This is a genomic window from Gilliamella sp. Fer1-1 (assembly GCF_001690825.1).
GTDB lineage: Bacteria > Pseudomonadota > Gammaproteobacteria > Enterobacterales > Orbaceae > Gilliamella > Gilliamella apicola_C.
The window spans coordinates 127,196-145,778 of record NZ_LZGX01000010.1 but is presented as its reverse complement, the minus strand read 5'-3'; the positions used below and the strand labels follow the sequence as shown (position 1 = coordinate 145,778).

The 18,583-nt window shown below is 37.6% G+C and carries 13 protein-coding genes and 1 pseudogene; 4 read left to right on the top strand and 10 right to left on the bottom strand.

Features of this window, described 5'->3' with window-relative positions; all coding sequences use genetic code 11:
• From A9G28_RS01185 to tssB, 9 genes and pseudogenes are all read right to left on the bottom strand, one after another.
• Window positions 1-1,413: pseudogene (locus tag A9G28_RS01185) on the bottom strand (hypothetical protein); the annotation flags it as partial.
• A 17-nt stretch (window positions 1,414-1,430) separates the two neighbouring features.
• A complete protein-coding gene (locus A9G28_RS01180) occupies window positions 1,431-3,941 on the bottom strand; it encodes a type VI secretion system Vgr family protein (protein WP_065579525.1) in 2,511 nt (836 codons plus the stop codon).
• A gap of 85 nt (window positions 3,942-4,026) precedes the next feature.
• Entirely contained in the window at window positions 4,027-6,849 is a 2,823-nt protein-coding gene (gene tssH, locus A9G28_RS01175; RefSeq protein ID WP_065579524.1) for a type VI secretion system ATPase TssH, read from the bottom strand.
• A gap of 77 nt (window positions 6,850-6,926) precedes the next feature.
• Entirely contained in the window at window positions 6,927-7,415 is a 489-nt protein-coding gene (locus A9G28_RS01170; protein ID WP_065566602.1) for an Hcp family type VI secretion system effector, read from the bottom strand.
• A 35-nt stretch (window positions 7,416-7,450) separates the two neighbouring features.
• Window positions 7,451-9,211 carry an OmpA family protein gene (locus A9G28_RS01165; protein WP_065579523.1) on the bottom strand — a complete coding sequence of 587 codons (1,761 nt, stop codon included), beginning with the start codon at window positions 9,209-9,211 and terminating at the stop codon, window positions 7,451-7,453.
• A gap of 10 nt (window positions 9,212-9,221) precedes the next feature.
• Window positions 9,222-9,887 (bottom strand): type VI secretion system protein TssL, short form, encoded by a 666-nt coding sequence (tssL, locus tag A9G28_RS01160; RefSeq protein ID WP_065579522.1) that lies wholly within the window; start codon window positions 9,885-9,887, stop codon window positions 9,222-9,224.
• 10 nt (window positions 9,888-9,897) lie between these two features.
• A complete protein-coding gene (gene tssK, locus A9G28_RS01155; RefSeq protein ID WP_065566605.1) occupies window positions 9,898-11,250 on the bottom strand; it encodes a type VI secretion system baseplate subunit TssK in 1,353 nt (450 codons plus the stop codon).
• Between the two features lie 27 nt (window positions 11,251-11,277).
• Window positions 11,278-12,810, bottom strand: coding sequence for a type VI secretion system contractile sheath large subunit (tssC, locus tag A9G28_RS01150; RefSeq protein ID WP_065566606.1), 1,533 nt, complete (start codon window positions 12,808-12,810; stop codon window positions 11,278-11,280).
• Between the two features lie 76 nt (window positions 12,811-12,886).
• A complete protein-coding gene (tssB, locus tag A9G28_RS01145; RefSeq protein WP_065566607.1) occupies window positions 12,887-13,387 on the bottom strand; it encodes a type VI secretion system contractile sheath small subunit in 501 nt (166 codons plus the stop codon).
• A gap of 808 nt (window positions 13,388-14,195) precedes the next feature.
• Here tssB and ubiU point away from each other — a divergent pair.
• The 4 genes from ubiU to csdE all read left to right on the top strand — a co-directional run bounded on the left by ubiU (window position 14,196) and on the right by csdE (window position 17,843).
• The gene (gene ubiU / locus A9G28_RS01140; RefSeq protein ID WP_065579521.1) at window positions 14,196-15,191 is read left to right on the top strand and encodes a ubiquinone anaerobic biosynthesis protein UbiU; all 996 of its coding nucleotides are present in this window, start codon (window positions 14,196-14,198) and stop codon (window positions 15,189-15,191) included.
• 129 nt (window positions 15,192-15,320) lie between these two features.
• Window positions 15,321-16,199, top strand: a complete 879-nt coding sequence (locus tag A9G28_RS01135; RefSeq protein ID WP_065579520.1) for a U32 family peptidase — start codon at window positions 15,321-15,323, stop codon at window positions 16,197-16,199.
• Window positions 16,168-17,379, top strand: coding sequence for a cysteine desulfurase CsdA (gene csdA / locus A9G28_RS01130; protein ID WP_065579519.1), 1,212 nt, complete (start codon window positions 16,168-16,170; stop codon window positions 17,377-17,379). Before A9G28_RS01135 ends, csdA begins: the two co-directional genes overlap by 32 nt.
• Before the next feature lie 68 nt (window positions 17,380-17,447).
• Window positions 17,448-17,843 (top strand): cysteine desulfurase sulfur acceptor subunit CsdE, encoded by a 396-nt coding sequence (gene csdE / locus A9G28_RS01125; RefSeq protein WP_065579518.1) that lies wholly within the window; start codon window positions 17,448-17,450, stop codon window positions 17,841-17,843.
• A 41-nt stretch (window positions 17,844-17,884) separates the two neighbouring features.
• Here the strand turns inward: csdE and dolP are convergent, their stop codons facing one another.
• Complete coding sequence (gene dolP / locus A9G28_RS01120) at window positions 17,885-18,463, bottom strand: division/outer membrane stress-associated lipid-binding lipoprotein (protein WP_065579517.1); 579 nt, start codon at window positions 18,461-18,463, stop codon at window positions 17,885-17,887.
• Between the last annotated feature and the right edge of the window lie 120 nt (window positions 18,464-18,583).

Genomic DNA, 18,583 nt, shown 5'->3' with positions numbered 1-18,583 from the left:
AAAATGAATCCCTATGCCACTGTTTAAATAGCTATCTGCTGAGGGCTGAATTAATCTGGCCTCTTTTTCAACTAATATGATTGTCTTTTCACTTTCTGGAAGCTTGTCCGCTAAGGAGCGGGTTTTAGTGATAAACGCGGGCAAATCATCACAAGTCAATAATTCAATGTGTGCCATTGGCGGTAATTGCTTGTCTAATGCACGTTTCATCGTAGATAATGGGGCAACTTTAGGCTCGTCAAAACGTTCGGATTGGCTGACATTATGGCCGATGTAACCTATAAAGTCGCCTTTATCGATTGGCACAGGCGCTTTTAATACCACCACTTTATCTAATTTTTCAGGTTTAAGTTGGGTCACTATCAGTGAGGTTAATTTGACATACCCCTTATGTGGCGCTTCATCCCCACCATTTTCAACAACCAAAACTGCCGGAACAGTACAATTACCAATTTTACAGATTTTAGCATAACCATTTTCTTGCCCATCAAATTCAAAAGTCGCCGTTTTTGGCAAATAAGTTAACTTTTGGCTGTCATTCGCAGTGCCATAGATAGCAATCCCTTTGATTTCTACTTCTGGTTTGCCCACCTTTTTATTATCTTCTCGACAGATTTCATAATCCTTATTGGTTTCTGCGGTTTTTCCTGTCGGTCTATCATTTGCTGTTGTGCCAATATCTTTATGCCAAACATAACCCGTAATATTGCTCAATTCATGTTGAAAGCCGTCTGGTGTTACCACCGCCCCTGCGGTTATCGACACAATTTTATACCAACCAGACATACCGCTTTTTTGTTCACCTAAACGAACTTTACTGCCTTTAAGCAATAACCCCACAACCTTTGTGTTTTTTCCATTTTCGCGTATCACGCTGCCAGCAATGGTGTCTGCGTTTTTCTCATCCACTTCTCCGGCTTTCGCTTGCCAATAATGGGGATAAGTAACCTGACTATCGCTTTCTTGTTCTTTTTGCTGATAACCATACCAATCGAGTTGATGCATATATAAACTGTATAAGGTTATTGAGGGTGGCGTGTCGGTTGCTTTTGCGACTTTAGGCATTTGTAACTGGTGTCTGACTAAGGTAAAGCCCGTTGAAAAATAAGCCACTTTTTGGCAGTCTTGGTAAGCTTCGTCTAACTGTTCATTGTCCTGATACACTATTTTAGGATAAATATTATCGACTCGGTAAGCAATCACTTCACCATGGGCCATACAACGCACTACATTATCATTATCCAGCTTTTTTAGTACGCCTTTATCAATATGAATGCCCCCATGCCATATGCCATTTTCACCAAATGGGTAGAAGCCACTACTCGCTTCTGATAATGCTTTATAATACGCATCTTGACTAAGTTGCTCTTCACCAACGGGAAAGTTGAAATTGTCGATTTTTTTTATGGTCATGTTGATTGCCTTATTCCTTATGCCGAAAAGCCTTTTGAGTTAAACGATACCTGTTTTTTTAATAAGACTTCGAGCTCTCGATTATTATTATTCAGTTTTGCGGATAAATGATTACTTGCTGGCCCCATCTTTTGCATCACATTACATTTAAGATACACATTATCTTGCGTGCCCAGTTCAATGCCTGCACTGCTGATTTTGATGTACGAACCACCACAGATAAGCTTGATTTCATCGCTGGCGGTGATAGTCACTTTGCCGTCAACGCTATCCACTTTGATATCTTGCTTGGCTGCCATATTGAGGTTGGCATTTTGGGCTTGTACCTCAATATCGCCTTGGTTAGCAAATAGCTTCATGCCTGATTTATGGGCAAATAGCCCTATTGCGTCGCCAGATGATACGGTGATGTTTTTTAATGCGTTGATATCGGTTTGGTTTTCACTGGTTAGGGTTAAGCTATTGCCTGTTGTCAGTTGGATGTTTTCAGGGCTGGTTAAGGCAATGCCTTCTTGTGCATAGGCCAGTAGGCCACTTTGGGTTAGCTCACTTAAGTTGGCTTTAAGCTGGTCTTGACTGTCGGTATCCGCGCTGTGTGCATCGGACTGGGTAGCGGCATTTTGTAGGGCTTTGGCAATTGATAAGGCGTTTTCAAGTTGCGTAATGGCCGCTTGCATATCCAGTTGTTTGCCTTGGGCTTTAGGCTCGGTTTGGGTGGTTAAGTATAAGCCTTTGTTGGCAGCAATCGCGCCCCATTCATCGGTTCTAAGTTCAAACCCTTCACCACGCTCTTGTTTGTTTTGATTGACGAGGTGACCGATGTTTAACTGGGTTTTACCGTATTCGGTGGCGAGTTTGATATGCTCTTGCCCGCGTTTATCATCCATGCGCAGTTTGTTGTTGGCGGGGGTGCGGATGACATTGCGGTGTTTGTTAATGGTGGTCACATGGTCTGGGTGGGCGCTGTCGTGCATGGCATGGGCGATATACGGCCTATCTGGATTACCATTCATAAAGGCAATCGCCACTTCCGTGCCGTCAATTAATGGGAAGTGAAAACCATAGGTGTTACCCGAATAAGGTTTGGCTAAGCGTACCCATAGGCTTTCATTGCCCTTTTTCCACGCTTTTAAGTCAAAGTTGAATTTAACTCGGTAGCGCCCGTGAGTGTCAATATAGCCATAGGTGTCATTATCAGGGCTAGTGACCCGTGCAGGTAAGGTGCCACTGACTTGTGGCCAGCGTATAGGTGCTGGGCGATACGGTTTTAAGGCTTGATAGGGAATGGCGGTAAAGGTGAGTGCATAGGCATCAGTACGGTTACCTTGTCCTTGCACACTTAAAATAATCACCCCTTCTTCAATCGATTTTAACGGACTGCCCGTGATGTTAATAAGTTGCCCTGGGGCTAATTGATAGCGGTTGCTTTTACCCGTGAGGATTATTTGCTGGCTAATCGCCTGTTCATGGCGGATTTTGGCATACCATTGACCGCTTTCAATGGCGTTATCTTGTTCAATACCGTCATCTTGCGGTGACGGGTTAGCGGTTTGTGGTTGGTTGGAGTTAACGGCTTTATCATTTGGCTTGCTCTGCTGACCTTGCCCGCTTTTATAATGCTCTTCGTAACGGTAATCAGTGCCTTGCGTGGTGGTGGTTTTCGGTTGGGTGTTGATGTCGGTGAGTAAATCGGCTTTGGCATTACGGTAGTTATAGTCTTGAACGGTCACTGAGGCGGGTACCACTTCGCTATGTAAGGTGATATCCCAAACACTTTCTATGCCCGTATCGGCCATGCCACTCGGCGGTTTATAGTCGATATTGGCCACCTGTACATAGCCTTGTTCATAATCACTTAACACCATCACATCACAGTCATGCTCGGCGTGGGTTTCAAAACGAAACCAGATACCGACATCGGCCAATAAGCGTTGAATAAATTCCAGGTCACTTTCTTGCCACTGGGTGATAAATTCCCGTTCAGGATAACTGTCTTTGAGCGCTAACCGGTAGTCAATGCCGGTAAAACCGTGACTGCGTAGTACTTCTTCAACCACACTGACCACGCTTTGATTTTGAAATAGGGCACTATTTTTCCCCACGGCCAACCGTGCTAAGCACGAAGATAACACGACTTGGTAATGAGCTTCATCTTTATTGACTGATAGCTGGCTAAATTCAGTGATGACCCCATGCAAGGTGCGTTTATTCGTCACGGCGGGCAAGTCGCTTAACGAACGAATAGCGGAAGTTAATGGCTTGTTAATAACAGGATTAAAGGAGAAAGTCGATTTTTGATTAAGGAACGCATCGGGCGATAAGGTTTTGTCAGGACAGGTAAAGGTAACCACATAACGCCAAGGTTGATTTAACTGCTCATCACCATCAACATGCAAAACTGAAATTGGTGCGGTCAGCCCATCAACGGTTAAGGTATAGCGGTTGTGACTAACGTCCCCTAAACCGGCCATTAAATGGCTAAACTCGCCACCAAGTTGATCCAAAAGGCGATTAAGTTCGTTCGACATGGTAGTGTTCTCCTTTATATTCAATCCTATTATTCTTTATAAATTAGTTTTCATTATTTGTTTTATCTTTTACCTCTTCCTTTTTCTACTCCTTATTTGCCTTGCTTTTTTGGTTTTTTTTACTAGTTTTTTCTGCTATTTTTCCCTTTTCAATTGGCTTAGATGTTACTGTTGTTTTTTTAGGTTTTGCAGTTCTTACTTTGCTTCCTTTTGTTATCCATTGAAGTACAATGCCTTCTTTTTCATCAAAATCGAGTTGTAACATGCGGGATGGATTGTTATCACTATTAGCGCTTTGCAATAAGAGGTTAGATACCACTGGTAATATTTGTTGATTTAAGATACTGTCAATATTACGTGCGCCAGTATCTGGCAATAAACATGCAGAAACCAAGGTATCATAGAGTTTTTCTCCAACATTAAAGTCAACTTTGTAATGTTTTTGCAATCGAGATGCAACTTTATTGAGTTTTATTTCAACAATTTTACGCAATGCAGCATTAGCCAATGGGGTATAAATAACTGTTTGGAATCGCGCAAGTAACGCAGGTTGGAAGTGCTCCCGTATAATTGGGCGTAATAATTCTTGTTGTGTCGCAATATCGGCATCTGGCATTTGGTCAAAAAGAGCCATTAATTCATCACTACCTAAGTTAGAGGTCATTAATATTAAAGTATTACGAAAATCAATTTCACGACCTTCACCATCTCGCATAAAGCCTCGATCAAACACTTGATAAAATAGGTTTAGTACATCCCTATGTGCTTTTTCGACCTCATCTAATAATACAACGCTATATGGGCGTTTACGAACTGCTTCAGTTAAGATTCCTCCTTGACCATAACCTACATACCCTGGCGGTGAGCCTTTTAATTGTGATACAGTATGTGATTCTTGATACTCAGACATATTAATAGTAATCAGCGATTGCTCACCACCAAACAGAGTATCAGCAAGTGCTAATGCTGTTTCGGTTTTACCAACGCCAGAAGGTCCAACTAGTAAAAATACACCCATCGGGGCATCTTCTGATGTCAGCCCTGTTTTTGCTGCACGAATTCTTTTGGCAATTTCAAATAGAGCATTATCTTGCCCGACAACACGTTGATGTAGATCTTCTTCTAGCATAAGTAAATGGCTTTGCTCATCTTTTAATAAGCTTTCTAATGGAACACCAGTCCAATCTGCAATCACAGAAGAAACCATTCGACTATCAACATCGAGCGATAATAAAGGTGCATTTTTTTGTAGTTCACTTAATTTTTGCTGTGTTTCAATAAGCTGTTTTTGAATTTTTTCGTCTTGTTGTGGCGTTAGCTTTTCTCGTAAACCAATTAATGTTTCAACCAGATTTTTTTCTTTTTTAAATTGTGCTTGTTGAGTAGTTAATTTTTTTTGTAATTTGCTGAGTTGTAAATCGATTTCAGCTATGCGCTCTGTGGATAATACGTTTTCTCCAAGCGCTAAATCTGCCTCTATGGCCTGCTTTTCTATTGTCAATGATGCAATTTTGGATTCAAGCAAAGTGATTGATTCAGGAATAGTATCAAGTCCCATGCGTACGCGAGCTGATGCAGTATCCAGTAGATCCACTGCTTTATCAGGTAGTTGACGGCCGCTGATGTAACGCCGAGACAATGAAACGGCTGTTTTGACAGCTTCGTCCAATATATGTACGCCATGGTGTTTTGCATACCGTGATTTTAAGCCTCGTAACATAAGGCAAGCTTTTTCATCATCAGGCTCATCAACTTTAACGATTTGAAAACGACGCTCTAACGCTGCATCTTTTTCAAAATATTGTTTGTATTCAGACCATGTTGTAGCTGCAATCGTTCGTAACTCACCTCTCGCTAAAGCGGGTTTTAATAAATTTGCAGCGTCTGCCCCACCAACTGAATTACCAGCACCAATAATGGTGTGAGCCTCATCAATAAACAGTAATATTGGAGTAGGCGATTGTTGAACTGCATCTATTACATTTTTTAGCCTTTGTTCAAACTCTCCTTTTACGCCTGCACCAGCTTGGAGTAAGCCAAGATCAAGCGTCAATATGTTGACTTTTTCAAGATTTTTTGGAACATTGCCCTCTACAATACGTAATGCAAGTCCTTCAACTAATGCTGTTTTACCTACGCCAGGTTCACCAACTAAGATAGGGTTATTTTTGCGACGGCGGGATAAAATATCTATCATCTGTCTTATTTCATTGTCACGTCCAAAAACTGGATCAATTTTCCCTGTTTTTGCTTTTTCGGTAATATCTTCGGTAAATCGGCTAAGTGCAACTTGATGATGTTTTTGTTGTGTAGTTTGATGTAGATTATTATCGTTCGTTTGAGAAACATCCTGAGTGTTGACGGTTGATTTTTTTGTGTTGTCGATATTATCATCTAAGTACTTATTATCTGAATAATAGCTACTTTTATTTGCTGGATTTTCATCGGACGTTTCATCTAATTTAGCACGCATTTTTTGCAATGAAACAACAGATAAACTGATTAATTGCCATGCTTCTTGTGCTTTTAAACAGTGAGACATTTCTTGCAGTGCTTGTAAAATATGAACTGAACGGATGACTTCTTCCTGATCCTCAAGCGAGGCCTTTAGCCATGATGACTGTAATATTGCAATCAACGATGGCGATAAACTTGGTTTTGTATTAATGGTATGGGGTAATATGTCTAGATAATTCAATAATCCTTGCCAGATTTTGTCCATATCTAATTGATAATGTCTTACAATAAATGAAATATCACCTGATCCTTGTTCTAGTAATTTTAATAACCAATGTTCAAGTGTAATTTCTGGATGTGCTCTTGTTTGACATAATTCTGCTGCCGCTTCAAGTGCTCTTGCACAATACGGATTGAGTCGCCTTAGTAAAACAGAAGGATCGGCAATCATTACTATTCCTTTCGTTATGTTGTTATTTATAAAAAATTGTTGATTCTGTCATTACAACAGAATCAACAAAAACCACATTAGCCTCTACTTTCTACCCAGCTATCTGAGTGAATAATGTTGCCGTCTTTATAAGTCCATGTGATTTTTTCGTAACGTAATTCAATACGTTCTAAATGGTTGTATTGCTCCTTTGTTGGATCTTTAATGTTGTGCATTTCAGGTTTAATAGAAACAACTTTTACGTTATCCATTAATGTATTGAAATACTCAACTTCTTGCCCAGCATCATTAATTTTGTACCATTTAATTTCAATAGACTTTAAGTTTTGGCCTGTAGTTACGGCTTTGTAAAGATAAGGCGACGAAGCATCAACTTCTTTAACAAATTCAAGTGCTTTATGAACACGAGTCCCTGTTAATTTACCTGTATTTCCATCTGTTGGAATGTAGACTTTGTGATCAAACTCAACCACTTCCACACTACCTTCACGCCCTACGACAGTTACAGAACCTTTAATTTCTGCACCGCCGTCATCTTTTAAAAACATATACGCTGGAACTGCCATTGTTTTCTCTCCTTTTTAGTTTTTGTTAAACATTCTTAGTGTTCATTTGTCAAAATACAATTTGACATTTGAGGAACTAAGACAATTTCTACTCGCCGGTTTTTTGCACGACCCTCTAAAGTGTCGTTACTTACTAGCGGTTTTTTTGCTCCATACCCTTGTATAGCAAAACAGGTCTCAGGGATATCACTGGTTTTTATAATCCAGTTTCGTACTGCTGTTGCGCGCTCAAATGATAATTGAATATTTTTATTTTCATCGCCCGTCGAGTCAGTATGCCCTGTAATTAAAACAAGCCACCCAGTGTCTGGGTTAGCATTTATCTGTTTTTTCATTTCCACTAATGCATTAATTAGTGTTTTGGTTGAATCTGATTTTAAACTTGACTGCCCACTTTCAAATAACGCTAAACTATCTAAACGAATCACTGGAGGTGGTTCTTTCATGATAATTTCTTTTTCTTTGATAATAATTTTTTCTGGTTCAGGTGGTTTTGCAACATAATCACTCATAGAGATATTTAATAGCTCAAGTAATTGTTGTCCGTGATATAGCCCCATTCCTAGACGAACTGGTTCGCCTTGAGCTAAATATCGATTTAATACCGCTCTGTCTTTTTTAAGTTGATCAAGTGCTTGCCGCTTTTCTTCATAGCTATCCATCGAAATTAAATGATAATGTCGTATATCATTTTGTATTTGATCGGAAAGTTTAATGTTGTTCCAAAACGATGCGCCTAAACATCCAATAATAAATATAGAAGTAATCGTAATTAAACCGCATACCATCGAACCAATAGGAGAAAATGGGGAAGATATTGGCATAAATTTAATTAAGGAATCAGGCGGGGTGACGTTATCCTCAATTTTATGGTTATTGGGTAATGGTAAAGTAGTAATGCTTTCCCATTGTTTTTGCATAATATTATTATTTATAACAGATTGATTTACTGGATAAATAGCTATTGCTGTTGGTTTGCATTTTGCAATAGGCTGTTTTGTGTCAGCTAATGTGGTTAATACCACATTTTCAATCCAAGATTGTATTTCGTTTAGGAATGGTCTTAATCGCAATCTCCTTTCCCGTTCACTTGAAGGCGTTTTAATATCATTGACCCAATTATTTAGTGGCGATAAATAGCGATCAAGTAGGAACAATTTATGATCGACTAATTGGTACCAGTAAACAGGTAATGGATTTTGTTCATCATAAATTAAACTGTTTAGTCCAACATGTGTCGATAAGTAAACAGGTAGTTGATATTTTGCAATTCGACATGTGTCTACCCAAGCTTGGCGAAACGCTTGTAATTTAGCAATCAAGAAACCTTGTTTATCCTCAAGTTCAGGAGTTAATGCAAGAAATACACCAACGCGTCCTATCATATCAGGCCATTTTGCTATTAGTGAGTCATAGACAATAGGTAAATGAGAATATTCATCAATATAGATCCAAACTGCTTCAGATGAGACAACAATATTTGATTCCGCTATAGATAAATCTTTTGGAAAGAAGTCTTTTGCTGCACTACCTACCACCAATAAAATAGGTAAGCGATAACGTTGTCTTGCGGGTAATAAATCAAGCTTTTGGGCTAAAAATTCAATATTTGTTGTTGATAATGCAAGCATTCGCCGATAGCGTCGCATTCGCCATAGTAATCCACCTGAGGCGGCTAAGACTAAAAGAGCACCAATGATCTTCCAACCAATTGTTATTGGTAAAAAAACAAATAGCAGCAACAAGCTTAATATGGCTGCATAAATAATTTGAATTCTTTTAGGGTAATCGCTCATAAATTCCCCTTTAACCTACAATTTTTTTAATCAACATATCAAGTCGATAATCTAATGCAAAATAAAGAACAATAGCCAAAATAACAGATAATGCGGTACAGGATAACAACATAGTTTTGCGCCCTAAATAACGATAAGTCTTGGTTTGTTCAATGATCGGATGAGATTGTTCTGGCTCGTATTCTCGTACTGCTTCACGTAGCGCTAGAACTAAATGCTCTCTCTCCATTTGAGGTTTATCTAGATAACATCCTTGAAAGCCAAGTCCAATGACTCTGTCAAAGCAACTTAGTACCAATGAATCTTTTTTATCTGACTTTAAACGTGTACGTATCTTTTCAAATAAATCATAACCTGCATTGTGTGTATTAAAAAAGACAACCTGTAATGGTGCACCTAACCATTCATCATAGTCTTGGTTTTTAGGGTTATCTCGATGGCAAAGTAATACTGTTTCATCTAATATGGCGCATAAAGCATAACTTACGTCATCAATTACATCTTGGCTATATTGCGCGTTATATAATGTTTCTCGAACAGTTGTTACTTGCTGCTTACAAAGCTCATATAATTTATGCCCTGATGGAATATCAGCTTTCGCTTTTAATTGGACAACAACCAATATAGAATCTCGTAATAATTCATCAATGGCTATTGTTTGTGGTTCTATACTCATACTATTGCCCCTATGATCGCAACACCGCGAAAAGTTCTAATGAAATATCAGGCAGCGCTCTTGGCACATAAAACTCACAACATCTTGTGAGCAACATGTTTTTTGCTGCGCTATGAGATAGATCCAGTGCAAAATATTGATTTTCTAAACGCATAGGTATAGCTGCCGGAACATGACTAAGTGCTTTTATTGGAATACCTGATAATGCTGAATGTATGATTTGCCTTACGTCATCAGGTGCACCTGCTTTACATAATATTGGGAACTGCGACTGTAATTGATGTCCAGGCATACTTGATCGTACAGATAAATAAAAATCAGCATCTTCAACAAGACGAGAGTCGTTTAAGCGACCAGTCCATAACGTGTCTTTGTCGTGAACTAAATCTATTTTGATCACGCGAGATGGTAAGCTTTCTTCTAATAAATTACGTACTAATCCAAATAGTGGCGGAAAAACTTCATTAAGGTTAGTATGCTGATAAGTAGGGATGGCATCAACATCATTTGTCAACGAAAATGTTAATAGTGCACCAGTTAGCCCTGTTAATGTCAGATAAAGATATTCTGGGTGAATAGTTGGATTGTCACGTAAAAATTTTAGTTGAGGCTCAAAAGTATTTAGCGCATTTAAAAGCCAAAATAATGATACATCAGCTATTGCAAATTCAGCCATCTGATCATTGCGCTCATGACGCATGCCCATTAAACGCTGACGTTTAGCCTGTATTTGTATACATAAAAGCTCTAACTCTTTTATTAATGTTCCACTTTGAGTGAATAAATTAATAAGTGGCGGGAGATATTCAAAATCAAGAACAAAACGACCATTTAGATCACGCTTAAGATGTGCAATTGGACATGTCAAATAGTCACTATGATCTTCAAAATCAAATAAAAAGGTTAACGCATAACGTTCCACCGCTATTGTTTCAGTATTCTGGCCGAATAGATCTGCTACTTCAACCCATTCTTGCCTATAACGAAGTGGTCTTTCAAGATGTTGATTATCTTGTAAACAGTTACCGCCATTTGCTTGTAGCAATGGTATACCGACAAATACGGTAACCTCTTCACGCTCAGGTGGAATATCCGTATTTAGTATTCTGGCTTCTGGTAACTTATCGGCAGTATCAGTGTCAATGAATACACCATCACGAAAACGAATACTGATTGACTCCGCCTGTAAGCGATCTATCGTCAGCGCTTGTATATCAATAGCTAATTTTTCAATTCCCCATGGGTTAGCTACTGTCATAGCAGCTAACTTTTGAGAGGAAAACTGTTGCCATAATGTTTGTTGTTGGAATTGTTGAGGCGTCAAAAAGACGCCTTCGTTCCATAAAGGACGAAAAATTTTCATGAATACTACCATCCAGATTTTTTGATATTAAGCCTTAGCTTTTGGCATTTGTGATACCATTGATAAATTAATATCCATACCTTCAACCTGGAAGTGAGGAATCAAAAATGTCTTAACACGGAAAAATCCTGGGTTATCTTCAATATCTTCAACAATAACTTTTGCTTCTCGTAGTGGGTGCGATGCTTGAACTTCATCACTCGGATCGGTCATTTCGGTAACAAGATTGCTAACCCATTTATTTAGCTCAAGTTCAAGTACTCGACGATCTTTTGTAGTCCCAATATTTTCTCGTTGAATTACTTTTAAATAATGAGCAATGCGTGATAATAAGAAAATATATGGTAAGCGCGCGTTTATACGGCTGTTTGCAGTTGCTTCTTTTGTATCATATAGTGCTGGTTTTTGTGCTGAATTTGCAGAGAAAAAGCAAGCATAATCTCTATTTTTATAAAAAGAAAGTGGTATAAAACCTAAATTAGCAAATTCAAATTCACGTGTTTCTGGAATAAGAACTTCGGTTGGGATCTTAACTTGATTACCCGTGCCTAAGTCATAAAGATGAATAGGTAAATCTTCAACTAGCCCACCTGCTTGTGGACCTCGAATTTGTACACACCAACCATTACGAATAAAACTCTGTACCATGTTAGCTGCAAAAGCATATGAGGCATTAGCCCATAAATAACGGTTATGCTCAATTCCTTTAACATCTTCGATATAGTTAAAACTACGAACAGGTACCGTATCTGGACCATAAGGTAAACGAGCTAACACTCTTGGCAAGGTTAATCCAACATAACGTGAGTCATCAGTTTCGCGGAAACTATTCCATTTCGTATATTCAGCTCGATCAAAATAATTTGCAATATCTTTAATTGCTGCGACTTCTTCCATGGTTTCTTTACCAAAGAATTTCGGGCCAACAGAGCTAATAAATGGCATATGCGCTGCGGCTGCAACTTTTGAGATATTACGCAATAAAGCAATATCTTGTGGGTTACGGTCAAATTCATAATTTGAGATAGTCACGCCAATAGGCTCTCCACCTGGAGTGTCATATTCTTGAATATAAGTGTGGCGATAAAAACCAGTTTGAATAATTTCTGGCGCATCTTCAAAATCTTGGCGAAGCTCTTCTTTTGAAGCATCTAATAATTCAATTTTTACATTACGTCGGAAATCCGTACGATCTACTAAAAATTTTAGACCACGCCATGTTGCCTCAATTTCTTGGAAAGTTTCATTATGCATAATTGCATCTAATTGTCGGCTTAGCTTTTGGTCGATTTGGCTAATGTGATAGTCTAATAAATGTTTATCTAATTTTTCAACTTTTTGTGATGAGCCCTGAATCAATTTAAGTAAAATATCAACAGCCATCGTAACACGTTCATCTTGTGAAGCCTCAAATAATGCATCATTGTCTTCATATTTATCGATTTCGCCTGCTTTTTGAATCGGATTTAAATTGATCTTACTAAATAAAGATTGGTAAACACTCCCATTATCTTCTAAAACTGTTTGGCTTGCACTTTTTTGTTCTTTCTGTTCTTTCATTGCTTTTTCCTTAATTGTCTATCAACAACCATATAATTTATTTCGAAATTAACTGAATTTAGTTTGTTAAAAATACTTATTTTGTGTTTTCAGATACAATTGCCTCTAATTCAGCACGAAGCTCATCAGATAACTGTTCATCTTTTACTATTTTCTCTAATTCATAACGAAATGTAGCGTTGTCTAGTAAGTTAGATTTCAAGTCCCTTAATAAATTACGCATAGCAAGTAAAGAACGGAGTTGAGGAATATTTCTTGCAACTTGTTCAGGTTTAAAGTCATTCATCGATTCAAAAACGAGATCTACACTAATATCGCTACCATCATCAGCAAGGGTATTTGGCACACTGATTTTAGCTGTAGGCCTAAATTCTTTCAGTACAGCATCAAAATTATTTTTATTGATGGATACTTTTTCTTTTTCCGAAAGAGGGCGTTTATCTTTACCGCGGCCATAATCCCCAATAGACAAAATCTTTAATGGTAATTCTATTTTCTTTTGGGCTCCACCAGTATGAAGATCTAGTTGAATATTAACGCGAGCAGGTGGTACTTCGTTTTGATAGCTATTTGACATATATTATTCCTTATGAAACAGATAATTTAATTGCTTATTTGATAATATAAAGAGATTATCTTTAGAGGTAGTAAATTATACTAATATCCCACAAATTACAATAAAATTCCACATGTTACAAATATTTTGTAAATGACGTCTGTCAAATATTTTGATTATCAAAATAGCATAACATATTAATAAAAAATAAATTATTTTTATTTGGTAGGTATATTTTGGGAAGTTTTTTAGCGCAAAAATAAATCAAATAAGAAATATTTTTTAATCTTTTTTTGTTATTTTTTATTCTGCGTTCTCATCAAAAATACAATTTGGGCTATGGCTATGTAGCCTTCTTTAAATCTAAAATAATAAAATTAAAAATTAATCGTGTCACCATGATAGAAATGAGAATTCAAACATGAAAAAATGATATAACTTCAAATTGTATTTAATTTACAAAAAGAAAAGTTTGTGCTGTTATTAAGTAACTTTTCGCAAAATTACAATTAAAAACTGAATGGTTGATAACCTCATCTTAAAATTTTGGTATTAAGGTGGTTTCACAAAAAAAACATAATAATCATAGCAGTATGTAAAATATAAACTAAAGAATTATAAACATCGTTATCTTATGTATTGAAAACAACTGTTTAACTTTAAATAGGATAAAAAACATACTCCCGTAAAGCAAGAACCTCTACCAAGATACTCAATTAACGGGTTTTTGCTATTTTTTAGTTGGGAAACCGCTTTCTATTCGCTTTACACTCAGAATTATTGCATAATACCTAGCGTATAAAATACTGAATTTAAGTTAGGATTGATTATGGAACTTCTTTGTCCAGCTGGATCGTTGCCCGCTCTTAAAGTAGCAATCGATAATGGTGCTGATGCCGTTTATATTGGTTTGAAAGATGATACCAATGCCCGCCATTTTGCTGGTTTAAATTTTAATGAAAAGCGGTTGTTAGAAGCTTCAGATTATGTACATAAACGTGGCAAAAAGCTACATATTGCGATTAATACTTTTGCCCATCCAGATAATTTTCAACGTTGGCAACACGCTGTTGATACTGCAGCAAATATTGGGGCTGATGCTTTAATTATTGCTGATTTAGCTATATTGGATTATGCCGCTGAAAAATACCCTGATATTGAACGTCATGTTTCGGTGCAAGCCTCATCGACCAATGAAGAATCGATCAAGTTCTACTATAATAATTTTGGGGTTCATCGTATCGTTTTACCTCGAGTGCTTTCTATGCATCAAGTTAAACAGTTATCTCAAGTTTCACCTGTAGCGCTTGAAGTGTTTGCCTTTGGTAGTTTGTGTATTATGGCCGAAGGTCGATGTTACTTATCATCTTATTTGACGGGTGAATCGCCTAATACCGTTGGCGCTTGTTCGCCAGCTAAATTTGTGCGTTGGGAAGAGACTGATAAAGGGCTTGAATCACGGCTTAATAATGTGCTAATTGATTGTCATAAAAAAGGAGAAAATGCAGGTTACCCAACACTATGCAAAGGGCGTTATTTTGTTGGTGATATGCTTTATCATCCTATTGAGGAGCCAACTAGCTTAAACACCATTGAGCTATTACCCGAATTGTTCGCAGCGAATATTGCTTCAGTCAAAATAGAAGGTCGTCAACGTAGCCAAGCCTATGTTGAGCAAGTCACTAAAGTATGGCGCCAAGCTATCGATCGTTACTTAGCTAATCCTCAATCATTCCAAGCAGATAAAAGCTGGTTGGATACGCTAGGTTTTGTTTCGGAAGGCACACAAACAACTTTAGGTGCTTATCACCGTAAATGGCAATAACCCCATGATCAGTCGATAATCAAAAAGGATAGACTTTCTGTCTATTCTCGATTTTGCTTATACAATAAGCCAATAATGCAGGCTTTAATCATTTGAATAAGATTTAACATAAATATAGTGAGCAAAACTATGAAATACGCATTAGGACCAGTGCTTTATTATTGGCCTAAAATCAAAACCGAGGCTTTTTATCACGCAGCCAAAGATAGCGAAGCCGATATTATTTATATGGGCGAAACGGTTTGCAACAAACGCCGAGAAATGAAAGTGCCAAACTGGCTGGAACTAGCAAAAGAAATCGCTAAATCGGGAAAACAAGTGGTACTTTCAACGCAGGCTTTACTTGAAGCACCATCAGAATTAAAAGACTTACGGCAATTAGTGAACAATGGCGATTTTTTAATTGAGGCAAACGATTTAGCCGCTATAAATATTGCTCAAGAACATAAATTACCGTTTGTTGCAGGCCCTGCTATTAACTGTTATAACGCTTTAACGTTAAAATTATTACAAAAACAAGGTATGGTACGTTGGTGTATGCCTGTTGAGCTTTCACGCGATTGGTTAAGCAATGTTCTTAAGCAGTTTGAGGCGTTGAATATCAAGCGAAATTTTGCAGTCGAAGTATTTAGCTATGGTTATTTGCCTTTAGCGTATTCGGCTCGTTGTTTTACAGCACGATCAGAAGATAAACCTAAAGATAAGTGTGAAACGTGTTGTATTAAATATCCTGCTGGTCGTGAGGTGTTTTCGCAAGAACAGCAAAAAGTATTTGTGCTAAATGGCATTCAAACCCAAAGCGGTTATTGTTATAATTTAGGCAATAATCTTAACGAAATGAAAGGATTAGTTGATATTGTTAGGATTTCGCCTTTAGGTATTGAAACGCTCGATATTGTTAAACAGTTTAAAGCTAACGAAGACGGATTAAATCCGTTGCAAATTGAATACAAGCGAGATTGTAATGGTTATTGGAATGGGATTGCAGGACTTGAACTTGCCCAATAAATATTTTACGCCTGAGCAATTTAGAGCTGATTTTCCCGCGTTAAATAGGCATTGTGTGTATCTTGACTCGGCGGCAACCGCACTCAAACCGCATGCAATGATTGATGCAACACTTGCCTATTATTCAGAAAATACCGCAACAGCTCAGCGTAGTTTGCATAATGCGGCCTTGCAAGTCACAGCAACGATTGATAAAGCAAGGCAAAATGTTGCCAATTTAATTCACGCTCAAAGTAGTGATGAAATTATTTGGACTCGTGGTGCGACTGAATCATTTAATTTAATTGCGCAAAGTTACGCTCGTCCATTACTACAATCTGGCGATGAAATTATTGTGAGCGAGTTAGAGCATCATAGCAATTTATTGCCTTGGTTGATTGTTGCAGAGCAAACAGGGGCTAAAGTCATTCAATGGTCGTCAGATGTTAATGAGTTATCTTTATTAATGTCTGCTAAAACAAGAATTGTTGCAATAACACAAATGTCGAATGTAACGGGTTTTTGCCCTAACTTAGAAGCAATTAGCGATATTGTTCACCAACATAATGCAATTTTAGTCGTGGATGGAGCTCAAGGAATCGTTCATCATAATGTCGATGTAACAGCGCTTAATATCGATTTTTATGCTTTTTCGGCGCATAAGCTATATGGTCCAACAGGCCTTGGGGTTTTGTATGGTAAAAGAGCATTATTTGAACAAATGTCGGTTTGGCATGGTGGCGGTAAAATGTTAAAACACACGTCGTTTGATGGTTTTATTCAAGAAGATCTGCCTTATAGATTTGAAGCTGGCACGCCGAATATTGCGGGTATTGTTGGCTTTAATGCAATACTTCAATGGTTAGAACGTTGGGATAGCAATCAAGCAGAGCACTACACTAAGCAACTCGCTGATTATGCAAAATCACAACTCAACAAGTTTACTGATATTCAATTTTACAGCGAGGATCATAGCCCAATAATCACGTTTAATATCAATCATATTCATCATAATGATATTGCTATTTTATTGAGTGAACAAAATATTGCGATTCGTACAGGTGAGCTTTGCGCTCAACCGTTGATGAATAAGTTAGGTTGCCATGGCGCTATTCGTTTGTCGTTGATGCCATATAATAATCAGCAAGATGTGGATAAATTTATTTCAGAGTTGCAAAATGCAATTGAAATATTAGTGTGATTTTATACTGAAACGTATAGTTTCCTGAAACTTTTTTACAAGCAGTTAACCGTAAATAGGTCAATATTATGCTATCACAGCAAAGTTTAACCGAATTATTTTCACAACAACATAATTGGCAAGATCGTTATCGACAATTAGTAATGCTAGCAAAGCAATTACCTGATTTCCCTGAAAATGAAAAAACTGAGCAGAACCAAGTCCACGGATGCGAAAACCGTGTATGGCTAACTTATCAAAAACAACAAGATAATAAATATATTTTTCAAGGTGATAGTGAGGGAAGAATTGTCAAAGGCTTATTGGCCATTTTAATCATTATTGCTAATAACAAAACAGCACAAGAAATTGTTGATATTGATTTTTCATCCCTGTTAAGTCAGCTAAAAATTGCCGATGAACTAAGCCAATCACGCTTGCAAGGCGTTACTAAGTTAATTGAGCGCATAAAATCGGTTGCGTAAAAAAGGGGGCTAATGCGCCCCCCTGCCTTTTATCGTTACCGTTAATTTTCAGTATAAGTGTAAAGTGTGATGACTTTTTTTACACCACTGACTTTACTTGCAATTTCAGCTGCTGCTTTACCTTCTTCTGGGGTAACCATTCCAATTAAAAACACTTCGCTATTTTCGGTTACCACTTTAATTTTGCGAGCTTTTGTTTTAGCATCTAAAACTAACCGAGATTTAACTTGAGTTGTTATCCAAGAATCATTAGTAATAGTCACTGCCCCAACGGGTTCACCAATACGAATTTGGTTATAGACTTTTTTTACTCCGTCAACTTGATAAGCAAGCTTTTCTGCTTGTTCAACTTGTTGACTATTTGCTTGTCCAACTAAAAGGATATTACCACCATAAGCACTCGAAGCAATACGCGAGCCAATAAACAAAGGTCCATGGTCTTTAATTTTTATCCCCATACGTGAACTGAGCGTTGTATCATCAACTTGGGTACCAGTAGTGCGAGGATCAGAGGCAACTTTTGCCGTAGCCCCTGCACCAATTCCTATAACAGCAGCAACGCAGCCTTGCAATATTAATATGCAAGAGATTAACATTGCCATTATGGCGATCTTTTTCATTATAGCTCCTTATGATTTATTGCTCTGTAATAATCAAATTCTAATAGATTGTTTGTATTATGCCTTGTAGATATTGATTTGCAAATAATTTTATGATTTATGCTAGCTTATAGCAGTATT